General features: G+C 43.4%; 25 protein-coding genes. 15 read left to right on the top strand and 10 right to left on the bottom strand.

Annotated features, from left to right (window positions below):
• The first annotated feature begins 1 nt into the window (after position 1).
• The 3 genes from dapE (at position 2) to AAC853_RS14140 (ending at position 2,213) form a co-directional block, all read left to right on the top strand.
• Positions 2-1,129 (top strand): succinyl-diaminopimelate desuccinylase, encoded by a 1,128-nt coding sequence (gene dapE / locus AAC853_RS14130; protein ID WP_338882579.1) that lies wholly within the window; start codon positions 2-4, stop codon positions 1,127-1,129.
• A complete protein-coding gene (locus tag AAC853_RS14135) occupies positions 1,126-1,794 on the top strand; it encodes a M15 family metallopeptidase (RefSeq protein ID WP_340614914.1) in 669 nt (222 codons plus the stop codon). The genes dapE and AAC853_RS14135 overlap by 4 nt, the downstream gene beginning before the upstream one ends.
• A gap of 224 nt (positions 1,795-2,018) precedes the next feature.
• A complete protein-coding gene (locus AAC853_RS14140) occupies positions 2,019-2,213 on the top strand; it encodes a YpfN family protein (protein WP_340614915.1) in 195 nt (64 codons plus the stop codon).
• On the opposite strand, the gene AAC853_RS14145 is transcribed toward AAC853_RS14140, so the two are convergent.
• Positions 2,158-4,293, bottom strand: a complete 2,136-nt coding sequence (locus tag AAC853_RS14145) for a tRNA(Met) cytidine acetyltransferase TmcA (protein WP_340614916.1) — start codon at positions 4,291-4,293, stop codon at positions 2,158-2,160. The genes AAC853_RS14140 and AAC853_RS14145 overlap by 56 nt on opposite strands.
• A gap of 72 nt (positions 4,294-4,365) precedes the next feature.
• Positions 4,366-4,818, bottom strand: a complete 453-nt coding sequence (locus tag AAC853_RS14150; RefSeq protein ID WP_273558002.1) for a DUF441 domain-containing protein — start codon at positions 4,816-4,818, stop codon at positions 4,366-4,368.
• A 335-nt stretch (positions 4,819-5,153) separates the two neighbouring features.
• Here AAC853_RS14150 and AAC853_RS14155 point away from each other — a divergent pair, with 335 nt between their 5' ends.
• A complete protein-coding gene (locus AAC853_RS14155; protein ID WP_273558003.1) occupies positions 5,154-5,507 on the top strand; it encodes a hypothetical protein in 354 nt (117 codons plus the stop codon).
• 99 nt (positions 5,508-5,606) lie between these two features.
• On the opposite strand, the gene purC is transcribed toward AAC853_RS14155, so the two are convergent.
• From purC to dapA, 3 genes are all read right to left on the bottom strand, one after another.
• Positions 5,607-6,320, bottom strand: a complete 714-nt coding sequence (gene purC / locus AAC853_RS14160; RefSeq protein ID WP_340614917.1) for a phosphoribosylaminoimidazolesuccinocarboxamide synthase — start codon at positions 6,318-6,320, stop codon at positions 5,607-5,609.
• 92 nt (positions 6,321-6,412) lie between these two features.
• Entirely contained in the window at positions 6,413-7,459 is a 1,047-nt protein-coding gene (gene bamC / locus AAC853_RS14165; protein ID WP_340614918.1) for an outer membrane protein assembly factor BamC, read from the bottom strand.
• Between the two features lie 17 nt (positions 7,460-7,476).
• A complete protein-coding gene (gene dapA, locus AAC853_RS14170) occupies positions 7,477-8,376 on the bottom strand; it encodes a 4-hydroxy-tetrahydrodipicolinate synthase (RefSeq protein WP_340614919.1) in 900 nt (299 codons plus the stop codon).
• 246 nt (positions 8,377-8,622) lie between these two features.
• Here dapA and AAC853_RS14175 point away from each other — a divergent pair, with 246 nt between their 5' ends.
• Positions 8,623-9,180, top strand: coding sequence for a glycine cleavage system transcriptional repressor (locus tag AAC853_RS14175; protein ID WP_338882593.1), 558 nt, complete (start codon positions 8,623-8,625; stop codon positions 9,178-9,180).
• Positions 9,181-9,194: 14 nt separating this feature from the next.
• The gene (gene bcp / locus AAC853_RS14180) at positions 9,195-9,662 is read left to right on the top strand and encodes a thioredoxin-dependent thiol peroxidase (RefSeq protein ID WP_340614920.1); all 468 of its coding nucleotides are present in this window, start codon (positions 9,195-9,197) and stop codon (positions 9,660-9,662) included.
• A 79-nt stretch (positions 9,663-9,741) separates the two neighbouring features.
• On the opposite strand, the gene AAC853_RS14185 is transcribed toward bcp, so the two are convergent.
• Both AAC853_RS14185 and AAC853_RS14190 read right to left on the bottom strand, forming a co-directional pair.
• Positions 9,742-10,641, bottom strand: coding sequence for an IS982 family transposase (locus tag AAC853_RS14185; protein ID WP_340614596.1), 900 nt, complete (start codon positions 10,639-10,641; stop codon positions 9,742-9,744).
• A gap of 182 nt (positions 10,642-10,823) precedes the next feature.
• Entirely contained in the window at positions 10,824-11,876 is a 1,053-nt protein-coding gene (locus tag AAC853_RS14190; protein WP_340614921.1) for an AI-2E family transporter, read from the bottom strand.
• A 147-nt stretch (positions 11,877-12,023) separates the two neighbouring features.
• Here AAC853_RS14190 and bepA point away from each other — a divergent pair, with 147 nt between their 5' ends.
• Entirely contained in the window at positions 12,024-13,487 is a 1,464-nt protein-coding gene (bepA, locus tag AAC853_RS14195) for a beta-barrel assembly-enhancing protease (RefSeq protein ID WP_340614922.1), read from the top strand.
• A gap of 12 nt (positions 13,488-13,499) precedes the next feature.
• Positions 13,500-13,871 (top strand): arsenate reductase (glutaredoxin), encoded by a 372-nt coding sequence (gene arsC, locus AAC853_RS14200; RefSeq protein WP_338882601.1) that lies wholly within the window; start codon positions 13,500-13,502, stop codon positions 13,869-13,871.
• A gap of 186 nt (positions 13,872-14,057) precedes the next feature.
• On the opposite strand, the gene hda is transcribed toward arsC, so the two are convergent.
• From hda to upp, 3 genes are all read right to left on the bottom strand, one after another.
• A complete protein-coding gene (hda, locus tag AAC853_RS14205; protein ID WP_074019532.1) occupies positions 14,058-14,765 on the bottom strand; it encodes a DnaA inactivator Hda in 708 nt (235 codons plus the stop codon).
• Between the two features lie 552 nt (positions 14,766-15,317).
• Entirely contained in the window at positions 15,318-16,628 is a 1,311-nt protein-coding gene (gene uraA / locus AAC853_RS14210; RefSeq protein ID WP_340614923.1) for a uracil permease, read from the bottom strand.
• 68 nt (positions 16,629-16,696) lie between these two features.
• Positions 16,697-17,323, bottom strand: coding sequence for a uracil phosphoribosyltransferase (upp, locus tag AAC853_RS14215; RefSeq protein ID WP_338882605.1), 627 nt, complete (start codon positions 17,321-17,323; stop codon positions 16,697-16,699).
• A gap of 223 nt (positions 17,324-17,546) precedes the next feature.
• Here upp and purM point away from each other — a divergent pair, with 223 nt between their 5' ends.
• The 7 genes from purM (at position 17,547) to mgtE (ending at position 25,568) form a co-directional block, all read left to right on the top strand.
• On the top strand, positions 17,547-18,590 hold the full coding sequence (gene purM / locus AAC853_RS14220) for a phosphoribosylformylglycinamidine cyclo-ligase (protein WP_340614924.1): 1,044 nt from the start codon (positions 17,547-17,549) through the stop codon (positions 18,588-18,590).
• A 98-nt stretch (positions 18,591-18,688) separates the two neighbouring features.
• The gene (gene purN / locus AAC853_RS14225) at positions 18,689-19,327 is read left to right on the top strand and encodes a phosphoribosylglycinamide formyltransferase (protein ID WP_338882608.1); all 639 of its coding nucleotides are present in this window, start codon (positions 18,689-18,691) and stop codon (positions 19,325-19,327) included.
• A 295-nt stretch (positions 19,328-19,622) separates the two neighbouring features.
• A complete protein-coding gene (gene speG, locus AAC853_RS14230) occupies positions 19,623-20,186 on the top strand; it encodes a spermidine N1-acetyltransferase (protein WP_273558020.1) in 564 nt (187 codons plus the stop codon).
• Positions 20,187-20,238: 52 nt separating this feature from the next.
• Complete coding sequence (gene ppk1 / locus AAC853_RS14235; protein WP_338882610.1) at positions 20,239-22,308, top strand: polyphosphate kinase 1; 2,070 nt, start codon at positions 20,239-20,241, stop codon at positions 22,306-22,308.
• Between the two features lie 3 nt (positions 22,309-22,311).
• Positions 22,312-23,844, top strand: coding sequence for an exopolyphosphatase (ppx, locus tag AAC853_RS14240; RefSeq protein ID WP_340614925.1), 1,533 nt, complete (start codon positions 22,312-22,314; stop codon positions 23,842-23,844).
• A 12-nt stretch (positions 23,845-23,856) separates the two neighbouring features.
• Complete coding sequence (locus AAC853_RS14245; protein ID WP_340614926.1) at positions 23,857-24,033, top strand: YfgG family protein; 177 nt, start codon at positions 23,857-23,859, stop codon at positions 24,031-24,033.
• A gap of 71 nt (positions 24,034-24,104) precedes the next feature.
• Positions 24,105-25,568, top strand: coding sequence for a magnesium transporter (gene mgtE / locus AAC853_RS14250; RefSeq protein ID WP_338882613.1), 1,464 nt, complete (start codon positions 24,105-24,107; stop codon positions 25,566-25,568).
• The last annotated feature ends 77 nt before the right edge of the window (positions 25,569-25,645 follow it).

A 25,645-nucleotide genomic window follows, 5' to 3' on the forward strand; every position in this document is an offset into this window, starting at 1 on the left:
CATGACTTGTCCGGTAATTGACCTTGCTCAGCAGTTAATCAAGCGTTCTTCTGTCAGCCCAGATGATCAAGGTTGTCAGGAACTGCTTATCCAGCGCCTGCAAGACATCGGTTTCACAATAGAACGAATGCCTTTTGGCGATACCCAGAACTTTTGGGCTTATCGTGGCACCGGAGTGACTTTTGCTCTTGCTGGACACACCGATGTGGTGCCTGCTGGCGATATCTCACAATGGCAAACCCCGCCCTTCGAACCTTCTATCCGTGATGGAATGCTGTATGGCCGTGGCGCCGCAGATATGAAAGGCTCTCTGGCGGCAATGGTGGTTGCCGCTGAACGTTTTGTCGCAGAAAATCCTGCGCATAAAGGTCGTCTGGCTTTTCTGATCACCTCCGACGAAGAGGCCAAAGCCACCAATGGGACAGTTAAGGTGGTTGAAGCGTTAATGTCCCGCCATGAACGTTTGGATTATTGCCTGGTGGGTGAACCATCCAGCCAGAAATACCTTGGAGATATGATCAAAAATGGACGACGGGGATCACTCACTGCCAGCTTAACTATCTTTGGCACCCAAGGGCATGTTGCTTATCCACAGTTAGCAGATAATCCTATCCATCGTTCCATGCCTTTTCTGCAAGAACTCGTCAATACTCAGTGGGACAACGGCAATGCATTTTTCCCTGCCACAAGTATGCAAATCGCCAATATTCAGGCAGGAACCGGCAGTAATAACATTATTCCCGGTAAACTGTGGGTGCAATTTAATTTCCGTTTCAGCACTGAACTGACAGATAGCGAGATCCGCCAACAGGTTGAAGATATGCTGAAAAAGCATCATCTAACATATGAGATTGACTGGTGGTTATCAGGCCAGCCTTTCCTGACCTGCAAAGGGGAGCTTGTTGACACTGTAGTGGGATCCATTGAGCACTATTGTGGTTATAAACCCGAGCTATCAACCAGTGGCGGTACATCAGATGGGCGTTTTATTGCCAGAATGGAAGCTCAGGTTGTGGAATTGGGGCCAATTAATGCCACCATCCATAAAACCAATGAATGTGTCAAAGTAACTGATTTACAAACATTGAGCCTTATTTATCAACGTATCATGGAGCAATTAATCCAATGATGACATCTGAAACTTTGACTGGCCTGTCCACGGATCACCTGGTTACGCTGACCGGCAATCACCGTTTGCAGTTTAATGCCACCAAAGCGTTTCTTGCCATGCAAAAAGCCGCTGCCAAAGCAGGTTTTAAGCTGCAACCTGCCAGTTCGTTTCGCGATTTCACACGCCAACAAACTATCTGGAATGAAAAATTCCGCGGTCAGCGGCCAGTATTAGATGAAAATAGCCAGCCCCTTGATATCTTGAAAATGGATGAAGGGGAACGTTGTAAAGCCATTCTTCGTTGGTCAGCCTTGCCAGGAGCAAGCCGTCATCATTGGGGTACGGAGCTGGATATTTATGATCCCTTTCTGCTACCAGAAGGTAACAAATTGCAGCTAGAACCGTGGGAGTATGAAAACGGCGGATACTTTGAGCCATTAACCCATTGGCTGACAGAAAATATGTCCCAATATGATTTCTACCGTCCTTTTACGCGCCACGATGCAGGTGTAGCTTATGAACCGTGGCATATCAGCTATTGGCCATTATCCCATGAAGCCGAAAATTTATTCGATGAACGAGTTCTATTGAGTGCCTGGGAAGGTCGTGATATTGCCGGCATAAACTGGTTAAAAACCAATCTATCCTATATATTTGAAAAATACATCAGGACAATAGATTAAGAAAACGATAAATCAGGAAAATAGCAGAACAGCTGGTTATGAAAATAATTAGCAGATATACCAACCACCTTTCAAGATGCGTCTTATATCTCCCCGCATAGCGGGGAGATATAAATAATCACATTGATTTGCAAGCTGCAACTTAAAGTTGGATTGGTATAAAAATAATTCATTAGGCTCCTGAGCCTCATGGAAGAGGCTCCAAACACTCTGAGGAAAATACCATGCAATGGTTGATAGATTATTGGTGGATTGTTCTGTTAGTGCTCGTCGGCATTATTGTTAATGCAGTAAAAGCACTAAGCCGCGTCGATAAGAAATCTTTCTTAGATAACAAACCCGAATTGCCCCCGCACCGAGATCTTAATGCTCAATGGGATGATGAGGATGATTGGCCGCAGCAGGATCGTAAGAAATAACCCAGTCTCTCCAGTGCTTGGCAAGTATTTTATCAATGCTTGCCAATGCATCAGCAGTCTCTTCACGCCACTGTTTTAATAGGGCCTTACGGCCATTTAACGATAAGTCGCTAACACATTGTTCGATACTTAGCCGCTGTTGAAGATGCTTTCTCAGCGCAGGCAAGGTCAAGCTGCTCTTCAACAGTAATCTCTGTAATGCAAAATAGGACGCTGACAAAGGACGATGAGCAAATGCAAACCCAGCCAATTCCTGCCAATCACTGTCATTGAGCTGTTCGTCACTATCATGCTCAACCGGCAAGGTAAAACCGAGTAACGATTCCAATCCTTTGGCATCTCTGGCTAATCGCAGTTGTGCGAGTTGGGTAAATCGTTTTCCCTGTTCACTCAAAGGCAAAACAGCCATTGCGGTATAACAACCACTGCTTGCTTCTCGATAAGTTCCCATTCTCACCAAGCGAAAACCACATTTTTGCCAAAGAGCCAACAAATCAGCGGTATAACCAAAACTGACAGAGAGAAAATCCAGCTTTTGTTTACTGGCTTCCTGACATTGTTGGATTATCAAATGTTGTGCGATACCACGACGGCGATATTGAGCCTGCACAGCAATACGGCTGATTCGCTGCGATCGCAAAGTTGCCGCCTGCGGAAAACCGCCATGTGCCGCCAGGGATTGAGCCACTAAATTACCTCTTGGTCGCCGACGTCCTGCCCAGATCTCATGTGCTAATGTCTGTGACAAACCACCTTCGTTCACCATCCACAAAACACCAATCAATCGTTGATCATGTTTTGGAGAACCAGAAAGGGCTGCCAAAAATGTCATTCCGTTACCATCCATTAATCGCCGCAGATCAAGGGGAGAGGTACGGTAATGTGCGCTGGTTAATAAGCCATAAAATTGGCGCAGTAATGTAGCCTGTTGTAACCATTCAGGCTGACAGATCGCGTGAAAATGTAATTCTTCTGCGTTTAATCGTGTGTCATAAACGAACGATTTATCATCGAATAACAGCGCACTATCCAGCCACGTTTCCAATGGATCATGTTCAGCCCAGCGCATAGGGGTTTTCAATTCACGAATATGGCAGTCAGGCAATTCAGCACAAAGTTTCAATAAAAAACCACGTCCCGTTCCCTCATAGCCCTGAACGGTTGAAGTCAACAATACCCGTGGAAAATGGCGAATTAATTCGGCTAATTGTGGCGTTGGGATCGCGGCTGCTTCGTCAATCAATAACCAATCAGCATCACTTTTATTTTCCGAGTGACCTTTTTTCGCTCGGCAATATTTCAACAAATTGTCAACTGACCAAAAAGGCGTTTCTTGCTCTGACGATTTCTGCTCAACAGAATCTGTGATAGCAGAGTAACGTCGAATAACTTCTGTGGTTATTTTGGCAGGGGCACATAGCCAGCATTTCCCCTGCCAATATCGCACTAACATTCCTGCCAGAGCCGATTTTCCCCGTCCCCGTGGTGCGGTGATCACCCAAACGCCTCGTGTGGCCTGTAACAATTCGTCAAGAATAGATTGCTGGCTTACCGTAGGCTTGCCATCAGGCCTCTGCCACGCTCCGGTTGCAGGCAATGGTGATATCTGAGATAGCTGCAAAGGTATTTCCTGACGCCATAATAATACTTCAGGAAAGGCCAGGATTTGCTGCTGAATATGACGAATAAAATGAGGTGTCGAAATAACATCTGCCGATTCATTCCAGCGCAAACTATCTTCATCAGGCTGTTCTGGCCATTGTGACCAGGCTGGTACGCGCATCACCAACCAGCTTCCCGCTTTTAGTGTGCCAGCCAGTATCGCCAATGCTTCAGCATTAAGCCCTTGAGTCGCATCAAAAACACCATGCAAGAATTCACGGCCAAGCAAGTTGGCGGCTTTTGTTGGCTCAATGGCCCCAGACACATGAGCTGAAACCGTTAACCAGTCCCCTTGAAACTGTTTTGTTAGCTGATTGACAATCCATTCACTCCATTGCGGATCACCACTCAAAACAACTAAACGGCGCTGTCCCTGTTGTTGCATCTGTGCCTGCAACATTGCCCATACGCTATACATAGTACGAACTATCCATAAAGTGAACTGTATAACAGGTGAAATATCTGGTGGTTAAAATGGCTACCCGCATGATCACGACTTACCAATCATAAGTGATAAAATGCCAGCGGCAATCAGAGGGCCTACCGGAACTCCCTTAAATAAGGCCACGCCCAATACAGTGCCGACCAATAATCCAGCCACGGTAGAAGGCTGACCAGACATCAGAGCCACACCACGGCTTCCCAGCCATGACACCAGGACACCCACAACAATAGCCAGCAGTGATTTCCAATTTAAGAAAGAGCTAAAAATTTCCTGTGCGGAGATTTTCCCGCTTGCGATAGGTGCCATGACTCCTACAGTCAGAATCAGGATACCTATCGTCAAGCCGTACTTTTCCACCCAAGGGAAAAATTGATTCAATGGCGTAATACGCACTACCAATAGAAATAACATGGCAAGTGTCACTGTCATGTTATGGCTGATGATGCCAAGCCCGGCAAGCACGAGCAAAATAAGTAAAGTAGGATCGATATGACTCATGAGTTTTTATTTCCTGTAAACTCCGATAGAATTTTTAGGCCAGGCAATATAAATTCTGGCATGGAAAAGATGATAACTTAAAATTTTTGCACTTAATCAAAAATATTTATAAAGAGCCATCCCAAAATTGGGTAATAGCGCAACAACGGGTAGTTTGTTAACATCCTTGTCTTAAACAATCACATTAATAAATAATTAACCATATAAACCAAGATACAACTCCTGTTTCTTGAGAGTTAACCTTTTAAACACCAACGCCTTTTTACCAAGGGAAATGCAGAAAGGTTGTAAGAAGTGCCTTGCAGCTAATATGCGTGCGTATAAGCGATATGAATATGAAAAAATTAACCTCTTCCATGATAATCTGTCTCTCTTTAGCGGGTTGCACCACTCAATGGGTCCCTGCAAGTAGTAATCCTGTTCCTTTCAGTGAAGCAAAAGTTGAATGCAGATTATCAGCATTACAACAATTTCCTATCAAAAATGAAGTTGCCCAAAGATCAACACTGAAAATGGTGCAGCAACCTTGTTTCAATAAAGAGCAATGTGGAAAAAACGGTTACTACAGTCAAAATGTTCCCATGATCGAAAGCTATGTGACGGATGTCAACGAGGGTTCTAGAAGCGAATTTTATTACGGCTGTATGCACCAAAAAGGCTGGAAGCAAATAACCAAATCCCTACTTTAAAGTTTATCCAACCTGCAAGACAAGTGACAGGATGCCCTTTTGATTATTGGAGCATCCTGCCTATTTTATATTATATTCTTTAAGTAATCGTTTGCGTCACTAGTCCAAAATAACGCCAATACGGCGTGCAACTTCCTCATACGCTTCGATCAGGCCACCGAGGCTTTGGCGAAAACGATCTTTATCCATTTTATCCATCGTCTGCTTGTCCCATAAACGGCTGCCATCCGGTGAAAACTCATCCCCCAAGATAACCTTGCCCTTGAACAAACCAAATTCCAACTTAAAATCCACCAGAATCAAGCCTGCATCATCAAACAGTTTGCTCAATACTTCATTGGCCTTGTAGCTCAGACGTTTCATCTCAGCTAAGTGCGCCTTGCTCACCCAACCGAATGTCTCACAGTAGGATTCATTAACCATAGGATCGTGTTTGGCATCATCTTTCAAAAACAGATCAAACAGTGGCGGATTAAGCACTATTCCCTCTTCCACCCCCAAACGCTTCACAAGGGAGCCTGCGGCACGGTTACGAATAACACACTCAACAGGCACCATATCCAATTTTTTCACCAAGGATTCATTATCTGACAACAGTTGTTCCATTTGTGTCGGAATGCCCGCTTCTTCCAGTTTACTCATAATGAAATGATTGAATTTATTATTCACCATTCCTTTGCGATCGAACTGTTCAATACGTTCACCATCCAATGCTGATGTATCATTACGGAATTCCAGCACAAGTAAGTCAGGATTATCAGTGGTATACACTGTTTTTGCCTTTCCACGATACAGCTCAGCTTTTTTCTGCATTTTACACTCCAGAAATATAACGTCTTTAAACGTAACTAATTAAACAAAAAACGTACCCAAAATATAAAGGGGCCTAGGCCCCTTTATATAGATTACTTATCTTTGGATTGGCTAAACGCAGCTTCCAGCGCAGCCACCATTTGATCATTTTCAGATTGAGTCAGCGGCTTACCTTTGTCGCTGATAAATTGCAGGCTGCTTCGGTTGTCCAAATCACCCACCTGTAACTTATAATTTCCTCCGCGGATGGAAGGCGCTTCGACTCCCAGCGCTTTCCAGTCAGAGGAACTAAGTTCTTCATAAGTCACCTCTATCGCTCCGGTAGAACGAGTACGATCCGTGACTTTCATACCGATGCTTTCCAACACGTATGGCAATCTGTTCCAGACGATATTGTATGGTGCACGCACGATAATTTGCGGTAATCCGGTATTATCACTGCCACTTTGTACCGATAGTGGGCCTGAATTTTTAGCATTACTCAAGCCCGCGGCTTCTTGTTGCTGGCTTAAGTCACTCGCCAATTTATTAAGCATTACGACATTGTAACGCTGGATTTTTACCGGATCGGTAATTTCCTTTTCTCCCTGTTTCAAACCTTCGTTCGCAACAGATAGTGCTATTTGGTAATCTTGTTTGGCCACTGAAATACGGTAACGTCCCTGATAAGGAACATTTTCATCCGCCCGTTGCCATGTAATCCAATCTGTCGTTAAGGTTTGTGCAGCATCATCTTTCTGGCTGATCTTATACCCTTTTTCCGTCAACAACTTGTTTATCTGAGACCATAAGTTATGGTGTTCTGGCGTGTTTTCAAGCAACAACTTACTGCTGTTAGCGCTATTTTCAACGCGGGAACCCGTCAACAATGCAAGAGCTTGCAGTGGGGGACGGATATCCAAATCTTTACCCACAGCCCCCGCGGTAGTCGTTGTCGGAATATTATACTCACCATTTTGCAGTGGTAATGTCATTCCCGCAGGGACGTTCAATAGTTTCAGAGGTGGCATGTCAAGATAGGATTGATCCCCATTTACCTCACGTTTATGGCGCTGATCGCTGGTACAGGCAGCTAAAAAAACCACCAACGACAAACCAGCAATCTTCATAACCTTCGATTTTTGCAATAATGTTGCCATTAAAATTCCCTAAAATTTTACAGTAATCCAGCTATTTTTAAGGCACTACCAACTGGAATTTGCCCTTCCTGCGTTAGCGGAACCATTGGCAAACGCAATGTATCATCGGCAACCAACCCCAATTGACGGCACGCCCACTTCACTGGTGTCGGGCTAGGTTCAACAAATAATTGATGATGCAACTCCATCAGTCGGCTGTTCAGTTCACGAGCTTGCAAAAACTCACCTTGCCCAGCCAATTCACAAATCCGTGCCATTTCCGCTGCCGCAACATTTGCCGTGACAGAAATAACCCCTTTACCACCAAGCTGCATGAAATCGACAAAACTTACATCATCACCACTCAGAAGAATGAAATCTTCATCGCTAACCAATTCTTGGATCTGACTAACACGACTTAAGTTCCCTGTCGCTTCCTTAAGCGCAACAATATTTTTCAATTTCGCTAAGCGAGCGACTGTCGGTGGCAATAAATCACATCCGGTACGAGATGGTACATTATACAGAATTTGTGGTAAGTCAGTATTCTCAGCGATTGCCTGATAGTGCAAATATAAACCTTCCTGTGAGGGTCTATTATAATAAGGTGTGACTGACAGGCAACCCACAACCCCCGTATTTTCGAAACGGTTGGTCAGAGAGATAGCTTCTGCTGTCGCGTTTGCCCCTGTTCCTGCAATCACCGGAATACGCCCATCAGCCATTTCCAGTGTTGTCAGTACAACATCAACGTGTTCGTCATGGTTAAGTGTTGCACACTCGCCTGTTGTTCCAACAGATACAATCGCAGACGTGCCACTGGCGATATGATAGTCAACTAATTTTCTCAAACTGGTCTTATCAATCTGACCATCTGAGTCCATCGGAGTTATCAATGCAACTATACTGCCTGTAAAACCAGAATGATTGCTTACCATTGCCATTTCCCCTTAGTTAAACCTAAAACTGCAAATAAGAAGTTAATGGTACTTTCTTGTTATACGGAAGAAAACTCTTTAACCACACGATTTCAATGAATTTTGTTAATATCAAGTGTAGCCGATTAAACATAAATTATAATTTTGCTCTCTTAAACAAATGCGATTGACCTTCTCTTGATCATTTTTTATGTTAAAACACAACTATAGACAGCACACACTGACTAAAATTAAAGGAAAATCGCTTTGCCAACATCAGAACCGCATTTTTTAGTGATCACTGCCTTAGGTACCGATCGTCCCGGCATTGTCAATACCATTACCCGCCTCGTCAGTACATGCGGCTGTAATATTGAAGACAGCCGTTTAGCTATGTTTGGCGAAGAATTTACTTTCATCATGTTGCTATCTGGTAGCTGGAACGCCATTACCTTGATCGAATCTACCTTGCCGCAGAAGGGTGCAGAACTTGAATTACTCATAGTGATGAAACGTACCCGATGCGGTATCCAGAAAAAATTTCCTTCGATCATCACCGTTAAAGTGGATGTAGATGATTCACCGGGCATTGTTGAGCGTTTCACCAGTTTATTCACGACCCAAGATCTTAATATCGCAGAACTGGTATCAAAAACTCACCCAGCCGAAGGAAATCACCCAGCTCGCCTGCAAATCCAAATTACAGGTCACAACCCAGTTGATGACAATGGCACGATATTTAAAGAAAATTTTCATCACCTATGTACAGAATTAAATGCACAAGGCAGTATTATCGTACAAGATCATTTAAATCAAAACGATTAAACGGAGAATAAGTGATGAGTCCATTGAAAGCCGGAGACAAGGCCCCACAATTCAGCCTTCCTGACCAAGATGGCGAACCCATTAATTTATCTGACTTCAAAGGTCAACGTGTTTTAGTTTATTTTTATCCCAAAGCAATGACACCCGGCTGCACAACCCAAGCCTGCGGCTTACGTGATGCTATGGATGAGCTAAAAAACGCCAATGTTGAAGTCCTGGGTATCAGCACAGATGCACCTGAAAAGCTATCCCGCTTTGTAGAAAAAGAGATGCTGAATTTCACACTGCTTTCTGATATTGACCACCAAGTTGCCGAACAGTTTGGTGTTTGGGGAGAAAAGCAGTTTATGGGAAAAATCTATGACGGTATTCACCGCATCAGTTTTTTAATTAACCCACAAGGTGAGATTGAACACGTTTTTAATAAATTCAAAACCAGTGATCATCACCAAGTTGTACTTGATTACCTAAACCAGCATTAATTGTCAGTATAGGCACAATAAGTTTTGAGTTGCCGCTCAATCAATAAGGCGGCAACTTAGTTTAACGCGATGCTCAACTTTAGCTCCCTATAACATGGGCTTGTTGAAGCCAGTCGCGTTGACTTTTACCTTGTTTAAAATTGGCAAAAATACCCAGTGTATGAGAAAGCAGTTTTCTGGCTATTCGATTACTCAAATGCCACAAATCCCGTGCCCAGCACTTCTCGATAGCAAATTGCCCAGCGAGTTGACCAATGACGGTTTCAATTAAGCGCCGTTTGGCATTAATGCGCTTTCTTGTTTCTCTGGGGACTGGGTCATCCATATTGGCACGCACCGGGGCTATCATTTCAATACCCGACTGCTTCATTTCCTCTTGAAATTCAAAACTTAAATAACCTTTATCGCCGAGCAAACAGCCTTTTATTGGGCTAGTCAAGTCCCAGACCGCTTCACGCTCACTGACATTGGCGGGCGTCAATGTGAATCCCGTTACTACGCCAGTTTCATCTATCATGAGATGCCCTTTAAAGCCGTAGTAAGTTTCGTTTTTGGCGGCGCAGTACCCATAATCAGCTTGTCCTTTAAAGCTGGCACTGCCTTTCGCTCTTTTGAATCCACAGATGGGCAACGGAAATCCGTCGACAATATGTACCGGCCTATCGAACGCACCCAATAACCTCGCCAGCTTTTCTTGCAGCTTTTGTTTAACAGCCCAAAGATTCGCAACCTGTTTAGCAAAATTGGCGCGTGAACCCAGTCCCGGAAACCACTCGCACCAGTGATCACGAAAGTACGTCCAAATTCCTTTATCCGTTGAAAAGCCTAAGAATTCACCTACCACTTCCATCGTGATGGCTTCCGCATCGCTCAGCTTAGGTGGGTATCCCCGGCTTCTGAATCGAGAGCTTTGCTGTAACGCCGTTAAATTATCGTCTACCCAACAAAACACCCAAATGATAAAATCTTGCTGTGACATAGCCTTTGTTCCTTTATTTCTCTCAGTTTGGCGACTTAAAGTTATAAAGGAGCGGCTATGTCATTTCAACTCACCATAAAAGTCGAGCATCGCGTTAGTTTATTTGTTTGGTATTTATTGCATTGTCGCTCAAAGCGAACCTAAACATCCTTCGCTACAATCAGTTATGATATTGGTCGTTATCATTCTTTTTCTTCTGGCCAGGCATGAATAACTGCTTTGATTAACGTAGCGAGTGGGATAGCAAAGAAAACGCCCCAAAATCCCCATAATCCACCAAAAATAATGACAGAAAGGATGATGGCAAGCGGATGAAGATTGACTGCCTCCGAAAATAAGATTGGCACAAGCAAGTTACCATCTAACCCCTGTACGACCAAATATGCGACAAACAGCCCCCAGAAATCAGCCCCAAAGCCCCACTGAAACAAAGCCACAACAATAACTGGAATAGTAACAAGTACGGTACCGATATAAGGAGCGAGTACAGACAAACCAACCAAAACCGCAAGTAGCAAAGAATAATGCAATCCAAAGAAGGCAAATACAGCATACGTGCAGATAGTCAGTATAACCATTTCTGTCACTTTACCGCGGATATAATTGGTAATCTGCTGATTCATTTCACGCCACACTTTTCCGGCCAAACTACGATTACGTGGTAATACATGCCGCAATGCCGCCACTATTTGGTCTTTATCTTTCAATAGAAAGAACACCATCAAGGGAACAAGGATCAGATAAATCGCCAGAGTCAATAATCCAATCAGAGAGGCAACCGAAAACTTAAAAACAGACTCACCCGCCAAAGAGAGTTTGCTACGCAGGCTATCAGCAACCATATCGACAATACCGGCATCAACCAGCGCAGGATAACGGGAGGGAAAAGTAAGCGCGTACTCATTAAACCGATTAATCATATTGGGAAGATCGGAAAACAAATTTAAACCTTGTTGCCAGACGGTTGGGGCTACAATCAAGATCATCAACGCACTGATTCCCATGAATACTGTTAATATAATAGCAACAGAGAGGGTACGGCTACATCCCAACTTGCTTAATTGTGTCGTAGGCCATTCCAACAAATAAGCCAACACAATAGCTACAAGGACAGGTGCCAAAATTCCATTAAAAAAGTAGATGATCCCAAAACCAACCAATAAAATGACCGATAATGCAACAACTTGTGGATCAGCGAAACGGCGACGATACCACTGCATGATCATATCCAACATAAATACCACTCCTTTGCGATAATACTTAATGAGTATTTTTCACTAAAATTTATTATGATTAATGGTTTTAAGGTACTCTTTTGTTCATAAAAGTATTCATGAAATTGATAGCTAAAACGGAGCACACTATTTTATGAGAATCGCTTTATGAGAAAAACGCCCAGAAAATCTTTGATAACGCTTTTTATTAGCCTGTTATTATTGGGGAATCCTCCTGTATTCTCTGCACCGGATGAAGATTCGCTACCTGATATCGGTACCACAGCGGGAGCAGCTCTCAGCATCAATCAGGAAATGGCTATGGGTGATTTATATATCCGCTCAATGAGATCCCAAGCTCCCCTGATTTATGATCCGCTGCTGACTCAATACATTAATCAATTAGGGCAAAAATTAGTCAATCACGCCGATTCAGTCAAAACGCCTTTCCACTTCTATCTGATAGATAACCCTAATATTAATGCCCTTGCATTTTTCGGTGGTAATGTTGTTCTTCATTCGGGCCTGTTTCGCTATAGTAACAATGAAAGTGAACTGGCATCTGTCATGGCTCATGAAATTTCCCATGTTACCCAGCGACACTTAGCACGATGGATAGAAGAACAAAAACGGACCAGCCCTCTGGCATGGACCGGCACATTAGGCTCTATTTTGCTTATGATAGCCAATCCACAAGCCGGCATGGCTGCACTCAGCGGCACACTTGCAGGCGTCCAACAAGGCATGATCAGTTTTACCCAATCCAATGAACAAGAAGCTGATCGTATTGGAATGCAAACACTTAGTCGAGCGGGATTTGATCCGCACGGTATGCCTGATTTCATGCAAATATTGGTCGATCAATCTCGCTATAGCTCCAAACTACCTGAAATGCTATATACTCACCCATTACCTGCCAGCCGCTTGGCTGACGCCCGTAATCGGGCCAATCAATATTCAACTAAAGCCGTTTCAGAATCCCAGGATTTTCTGTTCGCCCGTGTCCGTATTCTAACCATGTATTCAACTGATCAACGTCCCTACATTGATCAATGGCTAAAGAAATATAGCCAGGGAACCGCCAAAGAACAGCGGGCTGCTGCCTATGGACGCGCTATTTTGCTTTCTGACGATAAAAAGTATGCCGAGGCCAAAGCAATACTCTCTCCATTGCTAGATAAACAACCAGACAACATCTGGTTTATTGATATGATGACTGATATCGATATTGGACAAAAACAGTATACCAACGCCATCGTTCGCTTGCAGGATGCTCTCAAGAAATTGAAAAACAATTCAGTATTACAAATTAACCTCGCCAATGCCTATTTTATGGATAAAAAGTATTCTCAGGCATCACAACTTCTGTTTCGTTATACTTTCAATCATCCTGACGATCTTAATGGCTGGATATTATTAAGAAAAACTGCCGGAGCACAGGGAAAACATAATGATGAACTCACCGCCTATGCGGAAATCATGGCATTGCAAGGCAATTTTGATTCCGCTATCGAACAACTGAGTAAAGCCAGTGCATTGGCCAAATTGGGCAGTTATGAACAAGCGCGATATGATGCCCGTATTGATCAATTACGCCAACTGCAACAAAGTTATGAACAATATAAAAAATGAAGGATTTTTTACATGCAACATCTTGACACAAAAAAAGTGACTTTTTACCACAACCCCCGCTGCTCAAAGAGCCGTGAAACTCTTAAGCTGATTGAAGAACTCGGTATTACACCAGAAATCGTTCACTATCTTGATACTCCCCCTACAGCAGAACAGCTTGCCATACTCTTGCAACAACTCGGTTTCAACGATGCTCGCCAATTAATGCGTACTAAAGAAGATCTCTACAAGACATTGAGCCTGGACGATGCCACGTTATCCCAAGACGCATTGCTCCAGGCGATGGCTGAAAATCCTAAATTGATAGAACGCCCGATTGTTGTTGTCGGTGATAAAGCTCGTTTGGGACGTCCTCCTGAGCAGGTTAAAGAAATTCTGCTGTAACTATTTTTTAATAAAAACGTGATAGGAATATACGCATTAAACTTCAAGTTGTAATTTACAACACGCGATGAAACCTGATTTCTCCCCCGCCTCGCGGGGAGAAATCACACGCATCTTAAAGTGAGATTGGTATATATTCTCTATCACTTTTTTATTCTGATCTCATTTTCTTACTGTTTTATTCACTCAAAGCTCAAGGATATCCTTGACAAACGGGATCGTTAGTTTGCGTTGTGCCACAATGGAAGCCCGATCAAGCTCATCCAATGTCCTGAACAACGTTTGCATTTCCCTATCGAGTCGCTTCAACACAAAACGCCCCACATCCTCAGGCAATTCAAAACCCCGTAATTTTGCTCGTAGTTGCAATGCCTGGATTTTCTCATCATCTGACAGAGGCTGTAATTTGTAAATTTGCCCCCAATCCAGACGAGATGCCAAATCCGGTAACGTCAGATTAATTTGCCGTGGAGGACGATCACCAGTGATTAAAAGACAAGTTCGGCCAATTTCTACGATGCGGTTGTAGAGATTGAAAATGGCCATCTCCCATTCCTGATCACCAGCAATACACTCAATGTTATCGATACACACTAATGATAAATGTTCCATCCCATCAAGGACTTCAGGAACAAAATAGGCGCGTTTATCTAGTGGTACATACCCTACAGCTTCTCCCTGTTGGGACAATTCGGCACAGGCTGCGTGAAGCAAATGACTCTTACCCCCGCCATCGCGGGACCAAAAATAGATATAACTGCCATGCGACTGACTAATAGCCAATTTTATTGCAGCTAATAAGGAAGTATTTTCACCTGCAAAGAAACTGGCAAAAGTTTCATCATCGGGCAAATATAATGGTAATGAAAGCTGCGACGGTGTATTCAGAAGCACCTCAAACAGAATGGATAACGAACAGTGCTAAGTCTACCACAAAAAGTCTCTATAAATGAAACGAATGCTTTGTTTAAAGTAGGAGATTATCATTAAAGCATATTTCCCCATAAAATGGATAACTTACGACCAGTCACAAAACAACACCTATTTCTTTCTTAAGTTAGAATAACCTAGAGTAAAAATTCTTATACCAATTTTACTTTAAGATGCACGTGATTTCTCCCCGCGAGGCGGGGGAGAAATCAGGTTTCATCGCGTGTTGTAAATTACAACTTGAAGTTTAATGCGTATATATCTGGTAATTCCATTACTATCAATAAGCAATATTGGCAATAGTAAAAAATAAAAACCAAAAGTAAAAATAGACTATATTGCCAAAAATTTTGCATTATCCATCTTAACTTATTTTCGATGAAAGTTAACAATAGATATTGTCTGTAAAGAAAAAATTTAGCGTTATAAATGACAAAGTAAAATGATAGAGAAAATAATTTTTTAAATAGCCAGGGCTTTAGAAAAACCCTTTCCAATAATTTTCATTAATATCTTTTACCTTACTACTTCACTCTTCTTATCATTTCTGATTGATTCCACAGAAGAGTTAATATATGGCTCTTCTGGCCGAATAAAACTGAGTAGTTTAAAAAACAGGCTTAAACTAATTCCCACAACAGTTGCAAGCGCCATGCCCTTCAATTCTACTGCACCGATCTGAATTTTCGCGCCGCTGACACCAATAATCAAAATAATGGCAGTCAGGATCAAATTTTGCGCCTTACTGTAATCAACTTTCGAATCAATCAGAACGCGAATGCCTGATGCACCAATCACACCATATAGTAATAGTGAAACACCCCCCATCACTGGAATTGGGATCATCTGGATTGCTGCCGCCAATTTACCAACGCAGGAAAGCAAGATTGCCATTACCGCAGCGCCACCAATCACCCATGTGCTATATACGCGGGTCAACGCCATGACACCAATATTTTCACCATAAGTCGTATTAGGTGTTGAACCAAAGAAACCCGAAATCATCGTTGAAAAACCATTGGCAAACATTGAACGATGCAAACCTGGATTTTTCAATAAATCTTTCTGTACGATATTTGCCGTTACCACCAAGTGACCTACATGCTCAGCAATTACCACCAGCGCCGCGGGTAAAATTGTCATAACGGCAACCCATTCAAAGCGCGGAGTATAGAACGTCGGCAATGCAAACCACGGCGCTTCGCGTACTGGGGTTAAATCTACAACCCCCATAAAAAATGACAGCGCATATCCAGCCAAGACACCAATCAGAATCGGAATAATCGCCATAAAGCCACGGAATATCACCGATCCCAAAATAGTCACACCCAGCGTAACCATGGATATGGTCAGGTTAGTCATATTAATTTCAGTACCTGCCGCTGGACGCAACCCCGCCATATCAGCAGCAACACCTGCCAACTCCAGGCCTATCACGGCAACAATCGCGCCCATCGCTGCCGGAGGAAACATCACATTGATCCATCCCCTTCCTGCAACTTTGACAAGCAGGGCCACCAAACAAAACAACAAACCACAGACAATAAATCCACCTAATGCCAATTCATATCCCAAAGGCAGTAACAACAATACAGGCGAAATAAAAGCAAAGCTGGAGCCTAAGTAAGCTGGGATCTTTCCTTTACAAATGACTAAATACAGTAATGTACCAATGCCATTGGACAACAAAATTGTCGCCGGATTAACTTTAAATAAAATGGGAACCAAAACAGTTGCACCAAACATGGCAAATAGATGTTGCAAACTTAAAGGAATAGTCTGTGCCAAAGGAGGTCTTTCTTCTACTCCAATAGTTCGACGAGTCATGATTGATGTCCTCTTGTATCACCTTGCTAGAAACCAAAAAAAGCCGACTTTCCAGCCGGCTATCAATGTTATTTAGTGCCAAATATTTTATCGCCTGCATCCCCTAAACCAGGGACGATGTATCCATGTTCATTAAGATGGTTATCAATTGACGCGGTATACAATTCAACATCAGGGTGAGCTTTCTCCAAAGCAGCCACCCCTTCCGGCGCAGCAACCAAAACTAACACTTTAATGACAGGGCATCCTGCTTTTTTCAGTAAATCAATGGTCGCTATCATAGAGCCACCGGTTGCCAACATTGGATCGACAACCAATGCCATGCGTTCATTAATATCGGAGACTAATTTCTGAAAATAAGGCACTGGCTCAAGTGTTTCTTCATCACGATAGACGCCAACAACACTGATCCGTGCACTAGGGATATTTTCCAGTACACCATCCATCATGCCCAAACCCGCACGCAGGATAGGGACTACCGTAATCTTTTTCCCTTTAATCTGATCTATCTCTACCGGACCACACCATCCATCAATGGTGACTTTCTCGACTTCCAAATCAGCAGTTGCTTCATATGTCAGAAGACTACCTACCTCTGAGGCCAGTTCACGGAAGCGTTTGGTGCTTATATCATGATCTCGCATCAGGCCAAGTTTATGTTTAACTAACGGGTGTTTAACCTCAACGATCTTCATGGGTTTCTCCTAATAGCCGGTAGATAAAAAAATCGCGGGATTATAACTCCTTTTCAGCATCAAACCACCACCAATCTATCAATTTTTATCACTAACGAGTTATTTTCTTCGATCCTGATCTAACAGGAAACCAATATAAAGCTATCGCAAACGTTTGCTTAGGCTGTTAGAATTATCGCCGTTCTGTTTATTCGTAAAAATGCAACCGCCTGGGAGCTACGCAGTGACCAACAAAACCTCTCTTAGTTATAAAGATGCTGGCGTCGATATTGATGCTGGTAATGCCTTAGTCAATCGTATCAAAGGTGTCGTAAAACAGACCCGTCGCCCCGAAGTGATGGGAGGATTAGGTGGTTTCGGTGCATTATGTGCCCTGCCCCAGAAATATCGTGAACCGGTGTTGGTTTCCGGTACAGATGGCGTTGGAACCAAACTGCGTCTGGCCATGGACTTGAAACGTCATGACACTATCGGCATTGATTTGGTCGCTATGTGTGTCAATGATCTGGTTGTACAAGGCGCCGAACCTCTTTTCTTCCTTGATTACTATGCTACCGGCAAACTGGATGTCGATACCGCCGCCAGTGTCATCACGGGCATAGCAGAAGGCTGCAAACAAGCAGGCTGTGCATTAGTCGGTGGTGAAACAGCAGAAATGCCCGGTATGTATCACGGTGAAGATTATGATGTCGCGGGTTTTTGCGTTGGTGTTGTTGAAAAATCGGAAATTATTGACGGCAGTCAGGTTCAGACCGGTGATGCCCTGATTGCACTTGCATCCAGCGGGCCACATTCCAATGGTTATTCTTTAATTCGTAAAATTCTTGAGGTCAGTCAGGCAGATCCTGAAACTACTGAGCTTGAAGGAAAACCCCTTGCCGATCACTTACTTGCCCCAACCCAAATTTACGTCAAATCTATTCTGGAGCTGATTGAAAAAATTGATGTTCATGCGATTGCACATCTGACTGGCGGCGGCTTTTGGGAAAATATTCCGCGTGTTCTGCCAGAAAACATGCAGGCCAGAATCAATGCTAACAGTTGGCAATGGCCGGCGATTTTTACCTGGTTACAACAAGCCGGCAATGTCAGCGAGCATGAAATGTACCGCACATTTAACTGCGGAGTCGGTATGATAATTGCCCTTCCTCAGTCTCAGGCAGAACAAGCCATTGCGTATCTGACCGCGTCAGGCGAAAATGCATGGCAAATTGGTACAATTACTGAACTAAATGCCGATGAGCAACCTGTCGTTATTACAAAATAAACATTTTGTCTGATTGCTTTCAAGCTACAGCTTTATGGGCTGTAGCTTGAAAAATGAAGCACAGATTAATCAATGAATTTCTTCAGTGAAAACCCGTTATGAAAAAAATTGTCGTTTTAATCTCCGGCAATGGCAGCAATCTTCAATCCATCATAGACGCCTGCCAGCAAAACCGAATTAATGGATATATTGCTGCGGTTTTCAGTAATAATGCCGATGCCTATGGCCTGCAACGTGCTGAACAAGCAGATATTCCTGCCCACTTTATCAATCCAAAATCTTATGCAGATCGTATAAATTATGATATCGCCCTACTCAAAGCCATTGACCAATATGAACCCGATTTAGTGGTTTTAGCCGGTTACATGAGGATCTTATCGCCCGAATTTGTCCAACACTATTATGGACGCCTGCTCAATATTCATCCTTCCCTTTTGCCTAAATACCCAGGGCTGCATACCCATCGGAAAGCCATTAAAAATGGTGATAAAGAACATGGCACTTCCGTCCATTTCGTTACTGAAGAATTAGATGGTGGCCCGATTATTTTACAGGCTAAAGTGCCCATTTTTGCGGAAGATAAAGAAGAAGACGTTATCGGGCGTGTACAAACCCAGGAACACCATATTTATCCTTTGGTTATTAGCTGGTTTTTAGATCAACGTTTGATAATGGAAGGCAATAACGCAATGATGGATGGCAAGGTTCTGCCACCACAAGGTTATGCATCAGAATAAGTTAACCCGCTGACTTCAACTTACAGCTCTGTGTTAGCAGATTTTGTTATAATCTTTTTTAACTGCTATATTCCAGTAACACTTTGCTGTAAGTTGCTATTTTAGATTGATTTATCTTGCAATTATTATTTATTCGAACATTATTCAATATCAAATATATTTATACGCATTAAACTGCAAGTTGCAATTTACGACACGCTATGAAACGTGATTTCTCCCCCGCTTCACGGGGATAAATCACACGCATCTTGAAGTTAAACCCTATCGATTTCACTACAAAACACTGAGGTATCCAATGTCCAGTGGTTCGGAAAATCCATCGGTAAATTTACGTCCTCTTGAACGGGAAGATCTTCCTTTTGTTCATCAAATCGATAATAACGCCAGTGTTATGCGCTACTGGTTTGAAGAGCCTTATGAGGCCTTTGTCGAATTATGCGACCTCTATGACAAGCATATTCATGACCAAAGCGAGCGCCGTTTTATTATCGAAAGCCTGAACTCCAAAGTCGGGTTGGTGGAACTGGTCGAGATTGATTATGTCCACCGTCGTGCAGAATTCCAGATTATCATCGCCCCTGCTTATCAAGGACAAGGTTACGCAGCGGTAGCCGTCAAACTTGTGATGGAATACGCTTTTGCTGTCTTAAATCTTTACAAGCTGTATCTGATTGTTGATAAAGAGAATGTGAAAGCCATTCATATATACAATAAATTGGGATTCTATACTGAAGGTGAATTAATCGATGAATTTTTCGTCAACGGCTCTTATCATACCGCTATCAGGATGTGTACTTTCCAGCACCACTATTTCGCCAGGAAAACCCATGAAGCCCAAATCAGCACATCGACTCGTTAAACACCAATCATTAAACTAAGTGGAAAACCCAATGGAGTAGAAAGGAGTAGTAATGTCCCACGATCGTCTTTATAACGAGAAAGAACTCAGTTGGCTCTCTTTCAACGAACGTGTACTTCAGGAAGCGGCTGATAAAAGTAACCCGCTGATTGAAAGAATGAGGTTTTTAGGGATCTACTCCAACAACTTAGATGAGTTTTATAAAGTGCGCTTTGCTGATGTAAAGCGGCGTATTCTTATCAGTGAAGAGCGAGGTTCAGCCACTGCTGCCCGCCAATTGTTGAAAAAGATCCAGACTAAGGTTGCCAAAATCGATCAAGAGTTCGATGCTCTCTATAACGATTTGCTGCTGGAAATGGCTCGTAACCAGATTTTCTTGATCAATGAACGGCAGATATCCCCGAATCAACAGATCTGGTTGCGGCAATATTTTCGCCAACATTTGCGGCCACATATCACGCCAATCGTCATCAATCCAGAAACTAATTTAGTTGAGTTTCTCAAAGATGATTACACCTATCTGGCTGTTGAAATTATTCGCGGGCAAGAAACACAATATGCTTTGTTGGAAATTCCATCAGATAAAGTTCCGCGTTTCGTCAACCTGCCTCCGGAGATGCCAAAAAAACGCAAGTCAATGATATTACTTGATAATATTTTGCGTTACACACTGGATGAAATTTTCAAAGGGTTCTTCGATTACGATACCTTAAACGTCTATTCGATGAAAATGACCCGCGATTCCGAATATGATCTGGCAACAGAGATGGAATCCAGCTTGCTGGAACTCATGTCTTCCACGCTGAAACAGCGACTGACAGCGGAACCTGTACGGTTTGTTTATCAGCGTGATATGCCTGATGAAATGGTGGAACTACTGCGGAGCAAGCTGGGGTTATCCAATGATGACTCGGTGATTGCCGGTGGCCGTTATCATAACTTTAAAGATTTCATCAAATTTCCCAATGAAGGCAATCGGAATCTGCAAAATAAACCTATGCCGCGGCTGCGCCATACCTGGTTCGACCATTTCCGCAACGGGTTCGACGCTATCCGTGAAAGAGATGTGCTGCTTTATTACCCTTACCACACATTCGAACATGTGCTGGAATTGCTGCGTCAGGCTTCTTTCGATCCCAGTGTGCTTTCGATTAAGATTAATATCTACCGCGTCGCAAAAGACTCACGCATTATTGATGCCATGATCCACGCCGCCTACAACGGCAAGAAAGTCACTGTCGTGGTTGAATTACAGGCACGTTTTGACGAAGCAGCTAACATTCACTGGGCAAAACGTCTCACTGAAGCTGGTGTACATGTTATCTTCTCCGCACCTGGCCTGAAAATTCACGCAAAACTCTTCATCATTTCGCGTCTGGAAGGGGAAGAAATTATCCGTTATGCCCATATTGGTACGGGAAATTTCAACGAAAAAACAGCGCGGCTCTATACCGATTATTCTCTGCTGACCGCCAAACCTGAAGTCACCAATGAAGTTCGCCGCGTGTTTAACTTTATTGAAAACCCTTATCGCCCTGTCACATTTGATAATTTAATGGTATCGCCCCAAAATTCGCGGGCGATGCTCAATCAATTGATTACCCAAGAAATTGAAAATGCACAAGCCGGTGAACTGGCAGGCATCACTTTGAAAATCAATAATCTGGTGGATAAGGAATTAGTGAACCGTCTGTATGATGCCTCTGAAGCGGGTGTCAAGATCCGCATTCTGGTACGAGGTATGTGCTCTTTGGTTCCCAACCAACCTGGATTTAGTGAAAACATTCAAGTCACCAGCATTGTGGATCGTTTTCTGGAACATGATCGTGTTTATGTTTTCACCAACAAAGGCAACGAAAAAATTTTTCTTTCTTCAGCCGATTGGATGACCCGTAACATTGACTATCGCATTGAAGTGGCAGTTTGTCTGCTCGACCCCAGGCTAAAACAACAAGTTATGGATATCCTTGAACTGCAATTCAGTGATACCGTCAAAGCACGATATATTGATAAGGAATTGAGCAATCGCTATGTTCCGCGAGGAAATAAGCGTAAAATCCGCGCTCAGCTTGCTGTTTATGATTATTTGAAAAACCTTGAACAACCGGAACCAAGGGCCTGATCTATGCCATTGAAACACGATACCCCAATGCCCAAACCGCAAGAAATTGCCACGATTGATTTGGGTTCCAATAGCTTTCACATGGTCATCGCCCGTATTGTAAACGGTGCATTGCAGGTTATCGGGCGTTTAAAGAAACGGGTTTATCTTGCCGATGGTTTAAACAGCAAGAACGAGTTAAGCGAAGAAGCCATCAACCGAGGCCTGAAATGCCTCGCTCTGTTTGCTGAACGGTTGCAAGGTTTTTCCGCAGGTAATGTCTGTTTGGTGGGAACGCATAGTTTACGTGAAGCGACCAACGTACAAGAATTTCTGCAACAAGCAAAAGAAGTGATCCCCTATCCCATTGAAATTATTTCTGGCCATGAAGAAGCTCGCCTGATTTTCATGGGAGTTGAGCATACACAGCCGGAAAAAGGTCGGAAACTGGTGATTGATATTGGTGGCGGCTCGACGGAGTTGGTCATTGGTGAAGACTTTGAACCCCTGTTGATTGAAAGTCGTCGTATGGGGTGTGTCAGTTTTTCCCGCCAGTTCTTCCCCGGCGGTATCATTAATGAGCATAATTTTCGCAAAGCACGACTCCAGGCAGCGCAAAAATTGGAAAACCTCGTCTGGCAATTTCGGGCAAAAGGCTGGGATTTTGCTTTAGGGGCGTCAGGGACGATCAAGGCAATACATGAACTGTTGGTCGAACTGGGTGAGAAAGATGGCCTGATTACCCCAGAGCGCCTAAACATGCTGGTGAAACGTGTCCTGAAATACAAAAATTTCAATGCGCTGGAATTGCCGGGATTATCCAATGACCGTAAACAAACGTTTGTGCCTGGGTTGTCAATCTTGTGCGGTATTTTTGATGCTTTGCATATTCAGGAATTACGCTTGTCTCATGGCGCATTGCGGGAAGGTGTACTGTATGAAATGGAAGATCGTTTCCGCCATCAAGATATTCGCCAACGCACGGCCAAAAGCCTTGCCGAACATTATAATATCGATCGAGAACAAGCAACCCGCGTTTGGAGCACCGCCAAAAATCTTTATGACCAATGGTCAGAACAAAATCCCAAACGCGTCCATCCTCAACTGGAATCTATTCTACTGTGGGCGGCCATGCTGCATGAAGTCGGTTTAAGCATCAATCTGAGTGGATTACAAAGGCATTCAGCTTACATCCTGCAAAATACCGATCTACCCGGATTTACCCAAGAACAGCAACTGTTGCTGGCAACGCTGGTACGTTACCATCGTAAAGCGGTTAAAATACATGAACACCCTCGCTTCTATCTGTTTAAGAAAAAACAGTATCTTCCTATGCTTAAGATATTGCGATTGGCAACCTTGTTGAATAACCAACGCCAGGCTACCACGACACCGGAGACACTAAGGCTAAAAACGGATCATAGTCATTGGATGCTCTACTTACCTAAAAACTATCTAAAACAAAACGCACTTGTGTTGCTCGATTTGGAGCAAGAACAAAGCTATTGGAATGATGTGGCTGGCTGGCATTTACACATTGAAGAGGAATCGACTTAACGATATCGCGTTATGAAAAAGAAAAAGAAAACTGTTCAAATTATAAAATTGGTACTGTTTATCAGCTTCTTTATTTTCTTTGGACGCTTTATCTATTCATTTATGGCAGCATTGGCGCATCATCAGCAAACCCAGCAGCAATGGGTGACGCCGCTAAGTGGTTCGAAAATAGAATATAATACCCAATAGCTGTCAAATTTATGGCGATATTATTACAATCGCCGATTGTTAGCCCTATTTTCTACCTTTAAAGGTTTACTATGTCACAACCGACCTTTACACCTGATCATCTAACTTTTGCCAATCAGCATTCCCGAAAACTGGCACATATTCGTCAACGCCTGCTTTTCCTATTTACCCACGATAAGCTATTTGTCGATACATTATTAGGTCAGGCTGATGAACATTCAGCAATCAGTGACGAACAGTTATTGGAGAAAATAGAGGAAGTCAGTGCGCTACTGGCCAGATTGCATACTGCCGATATTGCCGACATTCTGGAAGCCTTACCTTATGATGAACGCCTCGCTCTATGGCGTTTGATTGACAATAACCAGCGCGGTGAGGTTTTAGTCGAAGCCTCCATTCCTGTTTGGGATAACCTGATCAAGGATATGACTGACGTTGAATTGTTACGTGCTATCGGTAAACTGCACGTAGATGAACAAGCCTATATCGCAGAACACCTTCCCCGTGACACCACTCGACGCTTGCTGACCTATTTAGAGCCGGGTCAACGCAATCGTATTCGAGAAGTATTGCAGTATCACAAAGACAGCATCGGCCAGATGATGGATTTCGAGTTCGTGACAGTGCGAGGCAACGTGACACTCGGCACCGTGCAACGCTTTTTACGTTCCCGAGACACCATTCCTGAAACAACAGATAAAATTTTTGTTATTGACCGCAAAAATCGCCTACAGGGAGAGCTGCCTCTCACCACTTTGCTGACCAACGTACCGGATAAATTGGTTTCCGAAGTCATGAATACGGATACCGTGACTTTCTTACCGGAGCAAAAAGGTGAAGATGCCGCCAGTGCATTTGAACGTTATGACCTGATTTCTGCCGCTGTGGTCGACAATAACGGACGTCTAATGGGACGCCTGACTGTTGAAGATATTGTTGATACCTTGAGTGAAGAAACGGATACCAATATTCGCCGCATGGGGGGATTAAGTCGCGAAGAAGATGTTTTTGCGCCTGTTGGCCAGGCCGTCAAAACCCGCTGGACATGGCTTGCCATCAATCTGTGCACCGCATTTGTGGCATCACGCGTTATCGGGCTATTTGAGCATACCATATCCCAACTTGTCGCTCTTGCAACTTTAATGCCTATCGTCGCAGGCATTGGCGGCAATACCGGTAACCAGACCATCACCATGATCGTCCGTGCACTCGCCCTGCATCAAATCCAGACAGGGAGTTTCTCTTACCTGCTATTAAGGGAACTTGGTGTTGCCTTTATCAATGGCATTATTTGGGGAGGGATCATGGGCGTCATCACTTATCTGCTCTATGGTGACCTTGCTATGGGGGGAGTCATGACAATGGCGATGATATTGAATCTACTGATGGCCGCACTGATGGGCGTCTTGATTCCGTTTATTATGATGAAATTGGGAAGAGATCCCGCCATCGGCTCCAGTGTCATGATTACTGCAATTACCGATACTGGCGGCTTCTTTATCTTTTTGGGATTGGCAACGCTATTTTTGGTTTAACTCATTTTTTAATTGAATTAAGGGCGTTTCCGCCATATAAATAATAGAAACTAATGTTTTTATAATTGACACCATTA

The organism is Xenorhabdus thailandensis, assembly GCF_037996785.1.
Classification (GTDB): domain Bacteria; phylum Pseudomonadota; class Gammaproteobacteria; order Enterobacterales; family Enterobacteriaceae; genus Xenorhabdus; species Xenorhabdus griffiniae.

Coding starts and splice junctions, on each gene's coding strand:
- dapE (WP_338882579.1), top strand. CDS start 2: ATGACTTGTCCGGTAATTGACCTTGCTCAGCAGTTAATCAAGCGTTCT.
- AAC853_RS14135 (WP_340614914.1), top strand. CDS start 1,126: ATGATGACATCTGAAACTTTGACTGGCCTGTCCACGGATCACCTGGTT.
- AAC853_RS14140 (WP_340614915.1), top strand. CDS start 2,019: ATGCAATGGTTGATAGATTATTGGTGGATTGTTCTGTTAGTGCTCGTC.
- AAC853_RS14145 (WP_340614916.1), bottom strand. CDS start 4,293: ATGTATAGCGTATGGGCAATGTTGCAGGCACAGATGCAACAACAGGGA.
- AAC853_RS14150 (WP_273558002.1), bottom strand. CDS start 4,818: ATGAGTCATATCGATCCTACTTTACTTATTTTGCTCGTGCTTGCCGGG.
- AAC853_RS14155 (WP_273558003.1), top strand. CDS start 5,154: ATGAAAAAATTAACCTCTTCCATGATAATCTGTCTCTCTTTAGCGGGT.
- purC (WP_340614917.1), bottom strand. CDS start 6,320: ATGCAGAAAAAAGCTGAGCTGTATCGTGGAAAGGCAAAAACAGTGTAT.
- bamC (WP_340614918.1), bottom strand. CDS start 7,459: ATGGCAACATTATTGCAAAAATCGAAGGTTATGAAGATTGCTGGTTTG.
- dapA (WP_340614919.1), bottom strand. CDS start 8,376: ATGGTAAGCAATCATTCTGGTTTTACAGGCAGTATAGTTGCATTGATA.
- bcp (WP_340614920.1), top strand. CDS start 9,195: ATGAGTCCATTGAAAGCCGGAGACAAGGCCCCACAATTCAGCCTTCCT.
- AAC853_RS14185 (WP_340614596.1), bottom strand. CDS start 10,641: ATGTCACAGCAAGATTTTATCATTTGGGTGTTTTGTTGGGTAGACGAT.
- AAC853_RS14190 (WP_340614921.1), bottom strand. CDS start 11,876: ATGTTGGATATGATCATGCAGTGGTATCGTCGCCGTTTCGCTGATCCA.
- bepA (WP_340614922.1), top strand. CDS start 12,024: ATGAGAAAAACGCCCAGAAAATCTTTGATAACGCTTTTTATTAGCCTG.
- arsC (WP_338882601.1), top strand. CDS start 13,500: ATGCAACATCTTGACACAAAAAAAGTGACTTTTTACCACAACCCCCGC.
- uraA (WP_340614923.1), bottom strand. CDS start 16,628: ATGACTCGTCGAACTATTGGAGTAGAAGAAAGACCTCCTTTGGCACAG.
- upp (WP_338882605.1), bottom strand. CDS start 17,323: ATGAAGATCGTTGAGGTTAAACACCCGTTAGTTAAACATAAACTTGGC.
- purN (WP_338882608.1), top strand. CDS start 18,689: ATGAAAAAAATTGTCGTTTTAATCTCCGGCAATGGCAGCAATCTTCAA.
- speG (WP_273558020.1), top strand. CDS start 19,623: ATGTCCAGTGGTTCGGAAAATCCATCGGTAAATTTACGTCCTCTTGAA.
- ppk1 (WP_338882610.1), top strand. CDS start 20,239: ATGTCCCACGATCGTCTTTATAACGAGAAAGAACTCAGTTGGCTCTCT.
- ppx (WP_340614925.1), top strand. CDS start 22,312: ATGCCATTGAAACACGATACCCCAATGCCCAAACCGCAAGAAATTGCC.
- AAC853_RS14245 (WP_340614926.1), top strand. CDS start 23,857: ATGAAAAAGAAAAAGAAAACTGTTCAAATTATAAAATTGGTACTGTTT.
- mgtE (WP_338882613.1), top strand. CDS start 24,105: ATGTCACAACCGACCTTTACACCTGATCATCTAACTTTTGCCAATCAG.